This is a genomic window from Pseudomonas sp. AL03 (assembly GCF_029960815.1).
In the GTDB taxonomy this organism is placed as follows: Bacteria; Pseudomonadota; Gammaproteobacteria; order Pseudomonadales; family Pseudomonadaceae; genus Aquipseudomonas.
Genome location: NZ_JASBRE010000010.1, coordinates 1 through 17,924 on the forward strand (window position 1 = coordinate 1; position 17,924 = coordinate 17,924).

The 17,924-nt window shown below is 59.6% G+C and carries 16 protein-coding genes; all 16 read left to right on the forward strand.

The features are described from left to right. Positions 1–367 precede the first annotated feature (367 nt). Positions 368–1,141, forward strand: coding sequence for a glucose-1-phosphate cytidylyltransferase (gene rfbF, locus QK293_RS11800; RefSeq protein ID WP_282377456.1), 774 nt, complete (start codon positions 368–370; stop codon positions 1,139–1,141). Continuing rightward, on the forward strand, positions 1,123–2,205 hold the full coding sequence (rfbG, locus tag QK293_RS11805) for a CDP-glucose 4,6-dehydratase (RefSeq protein WP_282377458.1): 1,083 nt from the start codon (positions 1,123–1,125) through the stop codon (positions 2,203–2,205). Before rfbF ends, rfbG begins: the two co-directional genes overlap by 19 nt. Further along, positions 2,202–2,762 carry a dTDP-4-dehydrorhamnose 3,5-epimerase gene (gene rfbC, locus QK293_RS11810; protein ID WP_282377459.1) on the forward strand — a complete coding sequence of 187 codons (561 nt, stop codon included), beginning with the start codon at positions 2,202–2,204 and terminating at the stop codon, positions 2,760–2,762. Before rfbG ends, rfbC begins: the two co-directional genes overlap by 4 nt. Next, complete coding sequence (locus QK293_RS11815) at positions 2,759–3,985, forward strand: class I SAM-dependent methyltransferase (RefSeq protein ID WP_282377460.1); 1,227 nt, start codon at positions 2,759–2,761, stop codon at positions 3,983–3,985. Before rfbC ends, QK293_RS11815 begins: the two co-directional genes overlap by 4 nt. Further along, a complete protein-coding gene (locus QK293_RS11820; RefSeq protein WP_282377461.1) occupies positions 3,982–5,103 on the forward strand; it encodes a DegT/DnrJ/EryC1/StrS family aminotransferase in 1,122 nt (373 codons plus the stop codon). Before QK293_RS11815 ends, QK293_RS11820 begins: the two co-directional genes overlap by 4 nt. After that, positions 5,100–5,765: an acetyltransferase gene (locus QK293_RS11825; protein ID WP_282377462.1), complete on the forward strand. Its 666-nt coding sequence runs from the start codon at positions 5,100–5,102 to the stop codon at positions 5,763–5,765. Before QK293_RS11820 ends, QK293_RS11825 begins: the two co-directional genes overlap by 4 nt. 30 nt (positions 5,766–5,795) lie before the next feature. After that, positions 5,796–6,524 (forward strand): cephalosporin hydroxylase family protein, encoded by a 729-nt coding sequence (locus tag QK293_RS11830; RefSeq protein WP_282377463.1) that lies wholly within the window; start codon positions 5,796–5,798, stop codon positions 6,522–6,524. A gap of 54 nt (positions 6,525–6,578) precedes the next feature. Continuing rightward, on the forward strand, positions 6,579–9,512 hold the full coding sequence (locus QK293_RS11835) for a TIGR00180 family glycosyltransferase (RefSeq protein WP_282377465.1): 2,934 nt from the start codon (positions 6,579–6,581) through the stop codon (positions 9,510–9,512). A 30-nt stretch (positions 9,513–9,542) separates the two neighbouring features. Continuing rightward, complete coding sequence (gene pseB, locus QK293_RS11840) at positions 9,543–10,544, forward strand: UDP-N-acetylglucosamine 4,6-dehydratase (inverting) (protein WP_282377466.1); 1,002 nt, start codon at positions 9,543–9,545, stop codon at positions 10,542–10,544. Further along, positions 10,541–11,704: a UDP-4-amino-4,6-dideoxy-N-acetyl-beta-L-altrosamine transaminase gene (gene pseC, locus QK293_RS11845; RefSeq protein WP_282377467.1), complete on the forward strand. Its 1,164-nt coding sequence runs from the start codon at positions 10,541–10,543 to the stop codon at positions 11,702–11,704. The genes pseB and pseC overlap by 4 nt, the downstream gene beginning before the upstream one ends. A 6-nt stretch (positions 11,705–11,710) precedes the next feature. After that, the gene (gene pseF / locus QK293_RS11850) at positions 11,711–12,406 is read left to right on the forward strand and encodes a pseudaminic acid cytidylyltransferase (RefSeq protein ID WP_282377468.1); all 696 of its coding nucleotides are present in this window, start codon (positions 11,711–11,713) and stop codon (positions 12,404–12,406) included. Then, positions 12,403–13,908 carry a UDP-2,4-diacetamido-2,4,6-trideoxy-beta-L-altropyranose hydrolase gene (gene pseG / locus QK293_RS11855; RefSeq protein ID WP_282377469.1) on the forward strand — a complete coding sequence of 502 codons (1,506 nt, stop codon included), beginning with the start codon at positions 12,403–12,405 and terminating at the stop codon, positions 13,906–13,908. The genes pseF and pseG overlap by 4 nt, the downstream gene beginning before the upstream one ends. After that, complete coding sequence (gene pseI / locus QK293_RS11860) at positions 13,901–14,953, forward strand: pseudaminic acid synthase (RefSeq protein ID WP_282377470.1); 1,053 nt, start codon at positions 13,901–13,903, stop codon at positions 14,951–14,953. The genes pseG and pseI overlap by 8 nt, the downstream gene beginning before the upstream one ends. Before the next feature lie 229 nt (positions 14,954–15,182). Then, positions 15,183–16,109 (forward strand): ketoacyl-ACP synthase III, encoded by a 927-nt coding sequence (locus QK293_RS11865; RefSeq protein WP_282377471.1) that lies wholly within the window; start codon positions 15,183–15,185, stop codon positions 16,107–16,109. Between the two features lie 83 nt (positions 16,110–16,192). Further along, positions 16,193–17,485: a 6-hydroxymethylpterin diphosphokinase MptE-like protein gene (locus tag QK293_RS11870; protein WP_282377472.1), complete on the forward strand. Its 1,293-nt coding sequence runs from the start codon at positions 16,193–16,195 to the stop codon at positions 17,483–17,485. Next, a complete protein-coding gene (locus QK293_RS11875) occupies positions 17,482–17,748 on the forward strand; it encodes a hypothetical protein (RefSeq protein WP_282377473.1) in 267 nt (88 codons plus the stop codon). Before QK293_RS11870 ends, QK293_RS11875 begins: the two co-directional genes overlap by 4 nt. Positions 17,749–17,924: the final 176 nt, after the last annotated feature.

Sequence of the window (17,924 nt, forward strand, 5' to 3'; positions counted from 1 at the left end):
AAGGGGCAAGAGCGCTTTGGTTACTTTCGCGCTTTTCGAAAGTGACACGCTGTAAAAGCGAAACCGTCAGCAGCCGTTACCGCAGAAACGGATATGTACCCCAACCCCCAGCTATCAGCTATCAGCTATCAGCTACCAGCCGAGTGAACAGCATCAGGCCTTCAATACCTGGTTCTTTCGTCTCAGCGCTCGCCCACCGCACTGAAAGAGCTGGCGCGTTTCCTGCAGGTCCCCCCGATATCGCCATAAAACGAGCACTTCCGGTGAATCCAGAAGCGCCCTGAGAGGCATTGAAGGTTTTATCCAGAAGGCCTGCAAAAGCTTGATACAGCTTGGCTGAGCCCTGTGACGAACAAGAGGGGAGACGATGAAGGCAGTTATTTTGGCGGGCGGCCTGGGCACGCGCATCAGTGAGGAGTCGCACCTCAAACCCAAGCCGATGATTGAAATCGGCGGCAAGCCAATTCTCTGGCACATCATGAAGCAGTACTCCGCTCACGGGATTCATGACTTCGTGATTTGCCTGGGTTACAAGGGCTATGCAATCAAGGACTTCTTCGCCAACTACTTCCTGCACACCTCTGACGTCACCTTCGACATGTGCAACAACCGCATGGACGTTCACCAGAACTACAGCGAGCCGTGGCGCGTCACGCTCATCGACACCGGTGACGAAACCATGACCGGTGGCCGTTTGCGTCGCGCCAGCCGCTATCTGGAAAACGAAGAAGCGTTCTGCTTCACCTACGGCGACGGGGTGTCCGATTTGAACATCGGTGCTCTGGTGGATTTTCACCTTTCTCATGGCAAGCAGGCCACGGTCACGGCGGTGCAGCCACCAGGCCGCTACGGTGCGCTGGACCGTGAAGGCGATCGGGTGTTGGGGTTCACTGAAAAACCGCGCGGTGATGGTGGCTGGATCAACGGAGGCTTCTTTGTGCTGTCACCTAAGGTTCTGCCACTGATTAATGGCGATGAAACCTCGTGGGAGTCAGGCCCTCTCGACGTCCTTGCCGGGCGGGGTGAGTTGATGGCCTTCCAGCACGATGGCTTCTGGCAGCCGATGGATACTCTGCGCGACAAAAACCATCTTGAGGCGTTGTGGCAGACAGGGGAGGCCCCATGGAAGCAATGGGACTGAGCCCGGAATTTTGGCGCGGCAAGCGAGTTTTGTTGACCGGTCACACTGGTTTCAAAGGCAGTTGGCTGACGTTGTGGCTGCAAAGTCTGGGCGCGAAGGTCAGCGGGTTTTCGCTTGATCCATCCACCGAGCCGAATCTGTTCGGCCTGGCGCAGGTGGCCGAAGGCATAAATGATCAGCGCGGCGACCTGCGTGACTTGGGCGCCCTGCTGGAACTGATCGCCGATACCCAACCAGAAATCGTCCTGCACCTGGCGGCACAGCCCTTGGTACGCGAAGGTTATCGAGACCCCCTGGGGACGTACTCCAGCAACGTCATGGGTACCCTCAATCTGCTCGAAGCGATCCGTCAAGTCGGCGGCGTGCGTGCGTGCGTGCTGGTGACCACCGACAAGGTTTACGCGAACAAAGAATGGCTCTGGCCGTACCGCGAAGACGAAGCCCTCGGCGGAAACGATCCTTACAGCAGCAGCAAGGCCTGCTGCGAGTTGCTGGCGCAGTCTTACGCCGCTTCGTTCTTCCCGGCCGAAAAGTATGCCGAGCACGGTTTGGCCCTGGCCACAGCCCGGGCCGGCAACGTATTGGGTGGTGGCGACTTCGCGCCGGAACGGTTGATTCCCGACGTACTCAAGGCTTGGTCCGCAAACGAGCCCGTGACCCTGCGCTACCCGCAAGCCGTGCGCCCCTGGCAGCACGCGCTGGAACCACTGGCTGGTTACCTGCAACTGGCCGCCGGCCTCTATGAAAAAGGTCCCGAGTTTGCCGGCGCCTGGAACTTCGGCCCGAGCGAAGCGGACATGTGCAGCGTCGGCGAAGTCGTCGAATTGCTCGCCAACCGCTGGCCACAAGCGCGCGGTTTGCGCATCGAACCGAGTGATCTGCACGAAGCAGGCCTGTTGCGCCTGGACAGCAGCCGCGCCCGACAACTGTTGGGCTGGCAACCGCGCTGGTCGTTGCAGCAATGCCTGACCCAGACCCTCGATTGGCACCTGGCCTGGCAAAACGGCGACGACATGCGTGACTTCACCTTGGGCCAGTTGAACCTGTACCGAGGCGCGCTGTGAGCGAATTTTTGTTGAAAGCGCTGCCGCTGACGGGCTTGTTCAGCGTGCAGCACAAACGCTTCGAAGACGATCGCGGGCACTTCGCCCGGTTGTTCTGCGAGGGCAGCCTGAGTGCCTTCGGCCAAGCGTTTTCCATTCGCCAGATCAACCATTCCTGCACCCGCGCACGCGGGAGTGTGCGTGGCTTGCATTACCAGAATGCCAACGCGCCGGAAGCCAAGCTGATCACCTGCCTGCGCGGTGAAGTTTGGGATATGGCGGTGGACTTGCGGCCCGACTCCGCAACATTCCTGCACTGGCACGCCGAACACCTGCGCGCTGGCGACGGTCGCAGCCTGCTCATTCCTGCCGGATTTGCCCACGGCTTCCAGACCCTGACCGACGACGCCGAATTGCTTTATCTGCACAGCGCCGACTATGTACCGGAGCACGAAGGCGGTTTGTCGGTGAACGATCCACAGCTGGCGATTGCCTGGCCGCTGCCTGTCAATAATCTGTCAGCCAGGGACGCCAGCCATCCCTTGCTCGATGAACGTTTCGCTGGAGTGCGTCTATGAACTGTCGTGGTTGCGGAACTCCTTTGGCCTTGCCGCTGATCGACCTCGGCACGTCGCCGCCGTCGAACGCCTACGTACGTGCCGATCAGCTGGAACAGGCCGAACAATGGGTGCCACTGAAGGTCGCGGTGTGTCAGCAGTGCTGGTTGGTGCAAACCGAGGATTACACCCGTGCCGACAGCCTGTTCGACGCTGAGTATGCTTATTTCAGTTCGTTTTCCAGCACCTGGCTGGCGCATGCTGATCACTACGTTGCCGAGATGGTCGAACGCTTCGGCCTGACTGCCGACAGCCATGTGGTGGAAATCGCTGCCAACGACGGTTACCTGTTGCAGTACGTCGCCGGTCGCGGCATCCCTTGCCTGGGCGTTGAACCGACCCGCAGCACCGCGCAAGCGGCGCGCGAAAAGGGCCTGGAAATCCGCGAGTTGTTCTTCGGCCGTCACACCGCTGCGCAATTGGTCGGCGAAGGCTGGTCTGCGGACCTGATGGCTGCCAACAACGTGTTGGCCCACGTGCCGGACATCAATGATTTCCTCGGCGGCTTTGCGACCTTGCTCAAGCCGACTGGCGTGGCAACGTTCGAGTTTCCGCAACTGCTGACGCTGATGGCCGGGCAACAGTTCGACACGCTATATCACGAGCACTATTCCTACCTGTCCCTGACCGCCGTGCATACATTGTGCGAACGCAACGGTCTGGAAGTGTTCGACGTCAGTCAGCTGTCGACCCATGGCGGTTCGTTGCGGGTGTTCGTGCAGCGTGCTGACGGTCTTCGTCGCGAAGTGCAGCCCGCGGTTGCGCTTCAATTGCAGGCCGAAATCGTTGCCGGGGTGAAAACCCCCGAGTACTACTCGACCCTTGCGCCAGCTGCCGAGGGCATCAAGCACCAATTGCTGCGCTTTCTGTTGCAGGCGAAAGCCGATGGCAAACGAGTGGTCGGTTACGGCGCCGCCGCCAAGGGCAACACGTTGCTCAACTACGCCGGGGTCAAGCCTGATCTGTTGGCCTGGGTCGCCGACGCCAATCCGCATAAACAGGGCAAATTTTTGCCTGGCAGCCGGATACCGGTGGTTTCACCCGAGCGTATCGCCCTCGAACAGCCCGACTACATCCTGGTTCTGCCATGGAACCTGTTGACGGAAATCACCCAGCAATTCGCCTCGGTCAAAGAGTGGGGCGCACAGTTTGTCGTTGCCGTTCCGGAGTTGAGTATTCAATGAGCAGAATTCACTACACCAAACCGAGTGTCGGCGAACTGGAAGCCCGGTATGCCCTGGATGCCGTGCAGAATGGTTGGGGCGCGCGTTGCTACGAATACCTGACGCGTTTCGAGCACGGGTTTGCCGAGCACCTTGGTGCGACCTACGCCATCGCGACTTCAAGCTGCACCGGTGCGCTGCACATGGGCATGGCGGCGCTGGGCATCGGCGCGGGTGATGAAGTGATCCTGGCCAACACCAACTGGATCGCTTCGGCGGCACCGATCACGTATCTGGGCGCTACGCCGGTATTTGTCGATGTTCTGCCAGATAGCTGGTGCCTGGATCCGCAACTCGTCAGGCGTGCAATTACCCCCAAGACCAAAGCCATTCTCGCGGTTCACCTCTACGGCAACCTGTGTGACATGGATGCATTGTTGGCGATTGGTCGCGAACACGGTATTGCGGTCATCGAAGACGCTGCCGAAGCCATCGGCTCGCAGTGGCGCGGCAAGGCTGCCGGTTCGATGGGGGCGTTCGGTGCGTTTTCTTTCCATGGCACCAAAACCATGACCACCGGCGAGGGCGGCATTTTCGTCACGTCGGATAAAGCCTTGTACGAGCGTGTCCTGACCTTGTCCAACCATGGTCGTGTCGCGGGCAGCACCAAACAATTCTGGCCGGAGTTCATTGGCTTCAAATACAAGATGAGCAACTTGCAGGCTGCCGTCGGCTGCGCTCAGGTCGAGCGGATCGATGAGCTGATCGAACGCAAACGGACGATATTCGCCAATTACGCCCACGCGCTGTCATCGCTGTCGGGTGTTTCGCTGAACCCGGAACCTGCCCATGCGCGCAACGGTTACTGGATGCCCACGGTGGTATTCGATGCCGGGACCGGGATTCATCGCGACGAGATGATCGCCGCGTTCCAGGCTGCCGATATCGACGCCCGGGTGTTCTTCTGGCCACTGTCGTCGTTGCCCATGTTCAGCGAGCATGTGGTCGACACGCCGGTTTCGTTTGCCTTGCCGGAGCGTGCGTTCAACCTGCCGAGTTATCACGACATGACGAACGCCGATCAGGCGCGCGTGGTCGATGTGGTACGTGCGCTGCTGGCAAAAAGGCAATCGCTGTGAAGATGTACTTGCTGGGTGCGGCGAACCCGGAAGCGGTGCGCATGCTGCACGCGGTGAAGCGCAGCACGCCGAACGTCGAGTTTGCGTTTCTGGACAATGACCCGGGCAAACAGGGCACTTTGTTTTATGGCGTGCCGGTTATTGGCGGTTCCGGGCTGGTGAGTGAACTTAAAGGGCCGGACGTGTGTTTCGTCAACCTGATCACCGGCAGCACCCGACTGCGCTACGAGACCACCCGCCAACTGGTCGAGGCCGGTGCCACGCTGGGCCAGTTCGTCCACCCCGGCATCGACCTGACCATGATTCGCATGGGGCAGGGCAGTTATCTGCAGGAAGGCGTACTCATGCAGGCCGAGGTGACGCTGGGCGACAACACTAGCATCAGCGCCGGCAGTGTGGTGGGGCATGAAGGCCAAATCGGCCACTCGGTGTTCATGGCGCCCGGCGTGTGCATCGCCGGTTGCGTGGAGATCGGCGACGGAACATTTATCGGCACCAATGCCACCATTCTTCCGCGGTTGCGCATCGGCCGCTGGGTGACCATCGGCGCCGGTGCCGTCGTCACCAAAGATGTCCCGGATTATTCAGTCGTGGCGGGCAATCCCGCCAGGATCATCAAGACCAACGTGGTGCCTTACCCCGACGGTAGGGTCTTCAAGTAACCCGTTTCCCTATTTTTTTGGAGCGTTGCAATGAATCCCCATGAGCAGTTTCGCGAAGAAGTAAAAGACAACATCGAAGGCCTGAAAAAGGACAAGGCGTTGCAAGCCGAGTCGCTGGAATGGGTCGGCACAACGGCCAAGCACAAGTACACCTACAACTTCAGCTGGATGGGGCGGCCGATCATTCAGTTCCCGCAGGACATGGTCGCCATGCAGGAAATCATCTGGAACCTGCGTCCGGACGTGATCGTTGAAACCGGTATCGCCCACGGCGGGTCGTTGGTGTTTTACGCCTCGATCCTGGAACTGATGGGCCATGGTGAAGTGCTGGGTGTCGACATCGATATCCGCCAGCACAACCGCGAAGCGATCGAAGCTCACCCGATGAGCAAACGCATCCGGATGATTCAGGGTTCGAGCATCGATACTGCCATTGTCGACCAGGTGCGCGAGCGTATCCAGGGCAAGAAAGTGCTGGTGGTACTCGACTCCAATCACACCCACGAACACGTACTCGAAGAGCTGCGCCTGTATGCACCGATGGTCTCGGTGGGCAGTTATTGCGTGGTCATGGACACCGTGGTCGAAGACATGCCGGAAGATGCGTTCCCGGACCGTCCGTGGGGCAAGGGTGACAACCCGAAAACCGCAGTCTGGGCCTACCTGGAAGAGAACCGTGATTTCGAGATCGACCAGGCAATTCACAGCAAGCTGCTGATCACTGTCGCGCCAGATGGCTACTTGCGCCGAGTGCGCTAAGCGGCAACTTCATTCGAGTTTTCATCAGGCAATCAGTCAGTGGTGGGGAAGGTTATGCAAGGCATTTACGGTTCAGAAAACACGTTGTCCCTGAGTGAGCTGTTCACTCTGGTGCTGATTACGCACAATCGTCCGGCGTTCTTGCGTCGGGCATTGCAGTTCTACAGCACGCTGCCTTGCAAGATCCTGGTCCTCGATTCATCAGCCATCGCGCTGGAAGGCGCGGCTACGGTTGCGGACACCATCGACTATCGGCACTTGCCGCAATTTGGCTACTGGGGAATCCAGTCCAAACTGGCGTACGGCGTCGAGCAGGTTACTACTCCATACATGGTCTTCGCCTCCGACGATGATTTTCTGTTGCACGGTGCCCTCACCGAGTCGGTGAGCTTCCTCGAAGCCAACCCCGACTACGGTCTGTGCCATGGCTATTGTCTGATGTACCTGACCCACTCCAACTATGTGCAGTACTACCGTCGTGACAAGAAAGTACACGAGGACTACAACGCCGAGCGCGGTCAGGATCGTGTCCTGGATTTCATGAGCCAGTACATTCCGCCGTTCTACGCGGTCCACCGCACCTCGCTGCTGCGTGACTGGTATGAAGCGATGCCTGAAGGCACGATCTTCCAATGGCAGGAAATCGGTCATGCCTACTACATGCTGGCACGGGCCAAGGCGCGGATTCTCCCGACGCCGTATGTGGTGCGTGAGGTCAACTACGGTCGATCGGATCACAACACCGAGATCATGACGACCTTGAGCTTCAAGGACGCCCGCTCTGTCGCCGACCGCGAGCGCTTTGCCGGGTTTCTGGCGTCGCTACCGACTGGCATCAGCGGTCTGGACGAAAAGCAGACCGCAGAGGTTGCTCTGCAAAGCTTCGCCACCCTGGCCGAGAGCCTGACAACCCGTAACGCGTTGACCATCGAGCCGATTTTCGAGTCCTACTGGAAAGATCCGACGTTGGGGCCGAAGCGGGTCTTTGGCGCTGAGCAATACGTCGAAATGCCGTTCTACAACAGCGCTTTCTTCGAACAACTCACGCAGTGCGAATTTTTGCTGCATGCGATGCCGGCCGGGCGCTTGCAACTCGAAGAAATGGAAGGCGCATTGCTCAAGCAAGAGGCCTTGCAGCGCACCTACTCCAATGACAGTTCGGCGACGATCCAGAACCGTCTGCTTGAAGCCGTTCAGCTGGGGGCCTTCAACCGTCGGGTGCTGCAAAAGCTTGGGCAGCAGCTCCAGCAGATGGATGAGCCCGCTGATGCCCAGGTGCTGACCGACTGGGTTCAGCGTCTGGACAGCGTGCCGATCTTCGACAGTCGCCAGTTACTCGACACGATGCCATCGGGACGTCTGCACAACTGGCTGCAAGCCCGGCAACCGAACGACACCGTGGTGAGGAAAATCAACCAGCACCTGGCGGCCAACGAAGGGGGGCCTCAGTTCGGCATTCTGCTGCTCGATCTGGACGCAGACATGGACAAACTCCAGATTACTCTGGATAGCCTCATGGAGAGTGCGTTCCGGGCGTTCAAGGTGGTGGTCTTCACCACGGGCGACTTGCCGGCGGTCACCACGGCACAAAACACGCTGCATTTCGTCAAGGTCACGGCGGCCAATTACGTTGATAAACTGAACCAGATCGCTCGTCAGTCGACGTCGGACTGGTTGCTGCTGGGCGAGGCGGGCGACGAGTTCACCGCTGCCGGTTTCTTGCGTGCCAGTCTCGAGTTGCAGAACGCCGAGGGTTGCCGTGCGGTGGCGATGGACGAAATTCATCGCCAGGCCAATGGCACGCTGGTCGATGTGTTCCGGCCAGCCTTCAACCTCGACCTGTTGCAGAGCATGCCGGCACTCGTCGCGCGGCACTGGCTGATTCGCCGCGAAGCGCTGGTGGAGGTCGGCGGTTTTACCCGCGAACTCACCTCGGCACTTGAGTTCGACCTGCTGCTGCGCTTGATCGAAACCGGTGGCGTGGCCGGCCTTGCCCATTTGGCCGAGCCGTTGCTGATCACCGCCGCACCCGAGCTGACAGCCAATGACCATGAGCGTCAGACGTTGGTTCGTCATTTGGCGACGCGCGGTTATCAGGCCCAGGTCAACGCCGAAGTGTCGGGTGGTTACAGTATCGACTACCGTCATGCCGGTCGCCCGAAGGTGTCGATCATCATCCATAGCCAGGACAACCTCGAGCACTTGCAGCGCTGCCTGGTCAGCGTTTTGCAACGCACACGCTATCAACATAACGAAATCGTCATTGCCGATAACCACAGCCAGTCCACCGAGCTGCTCGCCTGGCTCGACAGCCTGGAGAAAAACGGCGCAGACCGGATTCGTCTGGTCAAGACAACGCAACGCCTGAGCACGTCGGCCCTGATCAACCTGGCCGCCGAGGAGGCGCAGGGTGAATACCTGGTGCTGCTGGCGGCGGACGCCGAAGTGGTCAACGCGAACTGGATCGAGGCGTTACTCAATCAGGCCCAGCGTCCCGAAGTCGGGGTGGTTGGCGCCAAATTGCTGGACCGCGAAGGCAGTGTCACCGGTGCCGGCCTGATTCTGGGGCTCAACGGCGAGATCGCTTCGCCCTTCATCGGCGAGAAAAAGGAGGCGCCGGGCTACATGCGCAGACTGCTCGTCGAACAGAATTACTCGGCCGTCTCCGGTGCGTGCCTGATGATTCGCAAGGAGGTTTTCGTTGCCCTCGGCGGACTGGATCGTGAGCATTTCGATGAGGTGTACGCCGATGTCGATCTCTGCCTGAAAGTTGCCGACGCCGGTTTGCTCACGGTGTGGACGCCGCAGGTTCAGATTGCCCACCCGGGCGTTTTGCCGAACGATCCTCAGGCAGTGGCAGCCTTGCGCGACAAGTGGCAGGCGCGCTTTGCGCACGACGAGGCTTACAACAACAACCTGGCCTTGACCGGCAAGGGCTTTGCCCTGGGTGAAGCAGCCCCGGTGAACTGGGCGCAGTTGCTCGCATAAGCCTGACTGACAGGTAAAAGGACTCAAGGCATGTTCAACGGTAAATCGATTTTCATCTCTGGCGGCACCGGCTCGTTCGGGCGCAATTTCATCCGCCGGTTGCTGGAGCAATATCAGCCGAAGCGGGTGGTGGTGTTTTCGCGCGATGAGCTCAAACAGTACGAGATGCAGCAGACGTTCAACGCGCCGTGCATGCGTTATTTCCTCGGTGATGTGCGCGACGCTGAGCGTTTACGTCAGGCCATGCGCGGTATCGATTACGTGGTGCATGCTGCGGCACTGAAACAAGTGCCGGCGGCGGAGTACAACCCGACCGAATGCATCCGCACCAACGTCAACGGCGCGGAAAACATCATCGCCGCGGCCATCGACAACGGCGTGAAAAAAGTTGTCGCGCTGTCCACCGACAAGGCCGCCAGCCCGATCAACCTGTACGGCGCGACCAAGCTGCTGTCGGACAAATTGTTCGTCGCCGCGAACAACATTGCCGGTGACCAGAACACCCGGTTTTCGGTTGTCCGTTACGGCAACGTCGCCGGCTCGCGGGGGTCGGTGGTGCCGTTTTTCAGCAAGCTGATTGCCGAGGGCGCCACGGAGCTGCCGATCACCGATGAGCGCATGACGCGTTTCTGGATCACCCTCGATCACGGTGTGCAGTTTGTGCTCGACAGCTTCGCCCGCATGCACGGTGGTGAAGTGTTTGTGCCGAAGATCCCGTCGATTCGTATCGTCGATCTGGCACAGGGCATGGCTGAACATTTGCCGCACAGGAACGTCGGCATTCGTCCGGGAGAAAAACTCCATGAGTTGATGGTGCCGCTGGACGACGCGCGGATGACCCTGGAGTTCGCCGATCACTACACCATTCAGCCCTCGATTCGTTTCACCAGCATCGACGTGGATTTTGCCGTCGACAAACTGGGGGAGCAGGGCAGGCCGGTCAGTGAAGACTTCGAGTACCGTTCCGACACCAATCCGCACTACCTGTCGGTCGGCCAGATTGCTGATCTGCACGCGAAGCTGTCGGCATGATTCCCTACGGTCGGCAGAGTCTCGATCAGGCAGACATCGATGCGGTGGTCGCCGTGTTGCAGTCGGACTGGCTCACTCAAGGGCCGACCATCGAACGCTTCGAACTGGCATTGGCGCAACGTTGCCAGGCTGATTTTGCGGTGGCGGTGTGCAATGCCACGGCGGCGTTGCACATTGCCTGCCTCGCTGCCGGACTCGAACCGGGCGATCGGCTGTGGACCACGCCGAACACGTTCCTGGCCTCGGCCAACTGTGGTCGCTATTGCGGCGCCGAGGTGGATTTTGTCGACATCGATCCGCTGACGTGGAATCTCGATGCCTACGCACTGGCGTCGAAGCTTGAGGCCGCGGAGCGCGATGGCACGCTGCCGAAAGTGCTGGTGGCCGTGGCGTTTTCCGGGCAGAGCTGCGACATGCGCATGATCGCCGGACTGGCCGAACGTTACGGCGTTACGGTGATCGAGGACGCGTCCCACGCGGTCGGTGCCTCCTATGCCGGGCGTCCCGTGGGTTGCGGCGAATTCGCGGCGATGACGGTGTTCAGTTTTCACCCGGTGAAAATCATCACCAGCGCCGAGGGTGGCATGGTGTTGACCAACCGCCCTGAACTGGCCGAGCGCTTGCAGCGTTTGCGCAGCCACGGCATGACCCGCGATCCACAGCAGATGACCGAATCCAGTCACGGTCCCTGGTACTACCAGCAAGTGGAACTGGGCTTCAACTACCGGATCACTGATCTGCAAGCGGCTCTCGGTCTGTCACAGCTGAATAAGCTCGATGACTTCATCGAGCGTCGTCGTGAGCTGGCGGCGCGTTATGACCGATTGTTGGCGTACTTGCCGTTGACCTTGCCCAGCGCGCAACCAGGCGCCGAGTCGGCATGGCATCTGTACGTGGTGCGGTTGCACACAGACCGGATCAACCTCAGCCATCGGCAGGTGTTCGAAGGGTTGCGGGCGGTCGGGATCGGGGTGAACCTGCACTATATTCCGCTGCATTTGCAGCCGTACTATCGTGATCTGGGGTTTGCCGAAGGAGACTTCCCGCAGGCCGAGCGTTATTACGCCGAAGCCATCAGCTTGCCGATGTTTCCTTTGCTGAGCGATGAACAACAGGACTTCGTGGTTGAGCAACTGCGTCGGTTGGTTCTTGAGGAGTAGTGACACTTGAACTGCGTTGCAATCATTCCGGCCCGCGGTGGCAGCAAGCGAATCCCGCGCAAGAACCTCAAACCGTTCGACGGTGTACCGATGATCGTCCGTTCGATCCGTACGGCGCTTGATTGCGGGTTATTTGATCAAGTCGTCGTCAGTACGGATGACGAAGAAATTGCCGACGTCGCCCGGACTCATGGCGCACTGGTGCCGTTCGTGCGGCCTGTCGAACTGGCTGATGATTTCACCGGCACAGCTGCGGTGATCGTGCATGCCTTGAGCCAATTGCCGATCTTCGACTACGTCTGCTGCATCTACGCTACCGCGCCACTGTTGCAGGCACGCTATCTGCGTCAGGGGCATGAATTACTGGTGCAGCATCCGGACAAGTCCTTCGCTTTTTCCGTGGCCGGTTTCGGCTTCCCGGTGCAACGTGCCTTGACCCTCGACGAGCAGGGTGCCTTGACCTCGCTCTATCCGGAGTTTCGCAACACCCGTTCCCAGGATTTACCTGAAGCCTATCAGGATGCCGGCCAGTTCTATTGGGGGCGCAGAGAGGCCTGGTTGCGCGGCGATGTGCTGTTTTCTCCGGCGAGCCTGCCGGTGATTCTGCCGCGGCATCTGGTGCAGGACATCGACACCCTTGAAGACTGGAAGCGTGCCGAATACCTCTATGCCGCATTGAAAGCTGGCGGAGAGCTGCAATGAGAGTGCTGATCCGCGCCGATGCGTCGCCGACCATTGGCTGCGGTCACATTGCTCGCTGTTTGACCCTGGCCAGAGTCTTGCGCAAGCAAGGTGCGCAGGTGGCCTTCGCTTGCCGCCTGTTGCCGGGCCATCGACTGGATGCACTGCAAGCCGAGGGCTTTGAAGTCTTCGCCCTGGCGGCTCGTTACCCTGATGAAGACCCGCAGCAGGCGATCGAGTCCTTGCTGCCTTGGCAGGCGGACATCGCCGCGCTTGGGCAGGCGCTGAATAATCATCCGGGGTTCGATTGGGTCATCGTCGACCACTACGGCCTCGACCATCATTGGCAGACCGCGGCCCGCCGTTGGGCGCCAAGGATTGCCGCTGTGGACGACCTCGCCACTCGAACCTACAGCGTCGATTTGCTGCTCAACCAGAATTTATCGGGTACGCCACAAGCCTATGCTTCGCTGCTGGCGCCCGGTTGCCAGACCTTGCTCGGTCCACATTTTGCCCTGTTGCGCGATGAATTCCGCTGCCTGGCGATTCCGGTCAAGCCCCAGGCCAGGCGGGTGCTGGTGAATTTCGGTGGCTTCGATGCGGCGATGCAAACCCATCACGCGATGCTGGCAATGGCGGATTTGCATGAGCTCGAAGTCGATTTTGTCGCCGGTGCCGACAACCCGGCCTGGGCACAAATGCAGGCCTTGGCGGCGAGTCGTCCGAACTGGCGCTTGCACAGTTTTGTCAGTGACTTTTACCGACTGATGACCGGGGCCGACCTGTTTGTCGGTGCCGGCGGAGGCACCAGTTGGGAGCGGGCGGCCATGGGGTTGCCGACGATCTGTATCGCGGTCTCGAATAATCAGCAGGCCAACGCCGAAATAATGGCGACCTCAGGTTCCCACGTGTATCTGGGCCCCCGCGAGAACGTCAGCGTCGATCAGTTGCGTCAGGCCATCGCTTTTCTCGCGGGCAATCAGGGGTTACGCCAAAGTCTGGCCGAACACTCGCGTCAGTTGGTCGATGGGCGGGGTGCGCAGCGGGTTGCGGCAGCGCTCGCCGGTGCGGTACTGCAGGTTCGCAAGGCGTCTCTGGACGACGCGCAGCTGCTGTTCGAGGGGCGCAATGCCGAGTCGGTGCGGCGCTGGTCGCTGGACACGCAGGTCATCGATTGGCAACGGCATCAAGACTGGCTTGCCGCGAGCCTGAGCAACCCGGGGCGTTTACTGTTGATTGCCGAGGCGAACGATGGCCCGGTCGGGGTACTGCGTTATGACCTGGACGGACTTGAAGTCGAAGTATCGATTTACCTGCTTGAAGGCCGCCTCGGTCTGGGGTGGGGCAGGGCCTTGCTGGCGCGGGGCGAAGCTTTTTTGACCGCCCACTGGCCGCAACTGAATGTCATCACCGCTCAAGTGTTGCCGGCGAATCAGTCGTCGCTGAAGCTGTTTCGCGAGGCAGGATTCACCCAGCGTGCTTGCGCGTTCACGCGCATATTGAAGGAACACCGCAATGACTAGCTTCAAGATCGGCAATCGCTCCATCGGTGCCGATGCACCGCCATTCATCATTGCCGAGATGAGTGGCAACCATAACCAGTCTCTGGAGGTGGCGCTGCAGATCGTCGACGCGGCGGCCAAGGCCGGTGCCCATGCCTTGAAGCTCCAGACCTACACCGCCGAGACCATGACCCTGGACCTGTCCGAAGGTGAGTTCTTCATCAAGGACCCTGACAGCCTCTGGGCCGGTTCTTCGCTGTACGCGTTGTACGAGAAGGCCCACACACCATGGGAATGGCACGCGCCGATTTTCGCCCGGGCCAAAGAGCTGGGCATGCTCGCGTTTTCCACGCCGTTTGATGACACCGCAGTGGACTTCCTCGAAAGTCTCGACGTGCCGGCCTACAAGATCGCCAGCTTCGAGAATACCGACCTGCCGTTAATTCGTCGGGTCGCTGCGACCGGCAAGCCATTGATCATTTCTACCGGCATGGCCAGCATCGCTGAACTCGACGAAACCGTCCGTGCCGCCCGCGAGGCCGGTTGCAAGGATCTGGTGTTGCTCAAGTGCACCAGCACTTACCCGGCGACGCCCGCCAACAGCAACGTGCGGACGATTCCTCATTTGCGCGAATTGTTTGGCTGTGAAGTCGGGCTGTCTGACCACTCCATGGGTGTCGGTGTGTCTGTGGCCGCGGTGGCCCAGGGGGCGACGGTGGTGGAAAAGCACTTCACCCTCGACCGTTCCGCCGGTGGTGTGGACGCCAGTTTTTCGCTGGAACCGGCGGAGCTCGCCAGCCTGGTGATAGAAACCGAACGCGCATGGCAGGCCATGGGCCGTGTGCATTACGGTGTGACGGACGCCGAGCGCAAGTCGCTGGTGTACCGCCGCTCGCTCTACGTGACTCAGGACATGGCTGCCGGCGAACCCTTTACTGTCGATAATCTGCGAGCCATTCGTCCGGGTCTGGGGTTGGCTCCAAAACACACGGAAACGCTTCTGGGCCGCCGTGCGCGTCAGGCCATCCCGCGCGGAACGCCGCTGGACTGGTCGTTGGTCGAATAACCCCTTGTGGCGCTGATTCGGCAAAATAGCGTGACCTGCGAGTCATTACGCGCATCTTCACTGTATTGTATTAATCGGGAAGGTGGCGCCTGGCCTGTTTTTGGCCCAGTGATAGCCTTTTATTCTTCCCGCCGTCGCCTCAGTGGAGGCGACGTTTTTATCTGTTTGTCGGCGCCCCTCGAATCATTACGAGCGGTGGTATTGGGCTGTTTATTATTGGGAAGCCGTAATGATTGGCATAAAAAGCATTGCGAGCTACGTTCCTGTAGCCGGCGTGGACAATTACGCACAAGGTGCAAAATTCGAAAAGGATGAAGAGTTCATCCTGGGCAAGATCGGTTCGGCCTTCCTGCCGCGTAAAGACGCCGGGCAGGAAACCTCGGACCTGTGCGTCGAAGCAGCCAATGCGCTGTTCGCCAAAAATCCCGACTTGAAACGTGAAGACATCGACGTGCTGATCGTTGTCACCCAGAACGGCGACGAAGAAGGCCTGCCGCACACCGCAGCTATCGTTCAGGACAAACTGGGCCTGCCGACTACCGTGGCCGCGTTCGATATTTCCCTGGGCTGCTCCGGCTACGTCTACGGCATCTACGCCATCAAGGGTTTCATGGAAGCCGCAGGCTTGAAGAATGGCCTGCTGATCACCGCTGATCCTTACTCCAAGATCGTCGACCCGGAAGATCGCAACACCACCATGCTGTTTGGTGATGCCGCCACCGCGACCTGGATGGGTGAAAACGCGCCATGGCAATTGGGCAAGGCCAAGTTCGGCACCGACGGTTCCGGTGCGCCGCACCTGAAGGTTACCGACGGGGTGTTCTTCATGAACGGCCGTCAGGTGTTCAATTTTGCGCTGCTTAAAGTCCCGGCGCATTTGCACGAGTTGCTGGCCGATTCGCAATTGACCGCTGACGATATCGATGCCTTTTGCATCCATCAGGGCAGTGCAGCGATTGTCGATGCCGTGGCGCGACGCTTCGAAGGCGAGCCGGAGAAGTTCATCAAGGACATGGTCGAGACCGGCAACACGGTGTCGTCGAGCATCCCGCTGCTGCTGGAAAAACATGTGCTGGACTCCACCTGGAAGCGCGTGGCGTTGAGCGGTTTCGGCGTTGGTTTGTCGTGGGGCTCGGCGATTATCTATCGCCCTTGATCTTTCAAAAGCCAGGCACAAAAAAAGCGTTCAAGGTGTAACCTTGAGCGCTATTTTTTTGCCTGAATGAAAAGCGAGGCTTAATGAGCGAGTTCTTTGAGCGCAACGGCGAGTTGATACAGCGGCGCTGGCCCAAGGTCTGGCATCGACTGACGGTGGAGAGCAGCGCCGTCTTGCAAGCTGATCTGGTGGAAGGCCTGGGCTCGACGTTGAGCATCAATGGCATTCAGTTGACCAGTCGCCATGACCGCACTCGCGAAGCGTTGCTTCAGGCCGACAGCCTGCCCGTCGACAGTCCGGTGGTGCATGTCTATGGCACCGGGCTGGGTGATTTGCAGCTGCAATTGCTGGAGCGTGCCGGGCTTGAACGGTTGTGCGTGCACATTCTGAACGGTGCGGTGTTTGCCCTGGTGCTGCAACTGCTCGATCAACAGCCGTGGCTCGGCGACTCGCGAGTGGTGCTGCTGTACGCCGGCGATCTGTCGGAGATCCAGTTGCCGTACTTCGCGCTGCCTTCGGAGCTGGTGCTGGCGGACGACTTCAACGCCAAAATCCGCGACCGGCTGATCAGCGAAACCCACCTGACCTTCAACAATCGCGAATTCGATGCCGACAATCCGGAAATTGCCGAGCGTTTGCAGGCGTGTGTAGAGCGCGTTAGCGCCGATGCCGATGTTGCCGAGCTGTTTGCCACCTGTTCCGGCAGGGAAGTGTTTGTCATTGCCACCGGGCCGAGCCTGGAACAGCACTTCGACACGCTGCGTACGGTACGCGAACAGGCGCGGCGGCCGCTGTTCATTTGCGTTGATACAGCCTACCGACCGCTTGTCGAGCATGGGATCAAACCGGATGTGGTGGTCACGATTGATCAGCGCATCTCGACGCGACATTTGCCGTCCGACGCCACGAGCGATATCACGCTGGTCTACATGCCTATGGTCGATCCAGCGGTTTTGGGGGGCTGGCAGGGCAAGCGTTATGTGGCCTATTCCGCCAGTCCTGTCTATAAGGACATGCGCCAGCAATTACCCAAGGCCCAACTCTTTGTCGGTGGCAGTGTGATTCACCCGGCGGTGGACCTGGCGGTACACATGGGGGGCAGCCAGATCACTCTGTTCGGTGCCGACTTTGCTTTCCCGAACAACAAGACCCACGCCGGCTGGAATGACGGTGATCTTGGACCGCAAGTGGGCGCTGCCCGGCACTGGGTCCTCGATGGCCACGGTCAGCGAGTCAAGACGCAGCTCAATTTCCGCAGTTACCTGTGCGAGCTGGAGCGGTACATCGCCGGGCATCCTCGGGTGGCTTTCTATAACAGCAGTTGGGCAGGGGCGATGATTGTCGGCACAACGTTTCACCCGGAGCTCACGCGATGACTGAATCCTCCCTGGTTGCCGAGGCGCGGCAGTGTTCCGTTTTGTTCCGTCTGGGACGAGATGTCGAAGCTGCGCTGCTGATGGTCCAGATCTGCAGTGATGTGCAATCCGCGATGGGGCGTGAGAATGTCGAGGTCCAATCCCGCTGGACGGCGTTGCTCACCGACATGCTTGCCTGTCAGGAGGAGCAGGATTGGTTGGCGCTGGCTGATTATCTCGATCATGAGTTGCCACAGTTGCTGGAAGTGGCCGCTGCCGGTTAAGGCTTTTTGACAATTGCCGGTACAGGCGAGTCCTCGCTGTCCCGTTACCGGCATTTCCCTGACGTCACTTTTTTGGGTTGGATTGCCGCCAGGCCCTTGTTTCATTGAGGGTGGCAGTGTGATGGCAAATTTTTTTCAAAATCCCCTAAAGCAACCTGCGTTCGCGACGATAACTA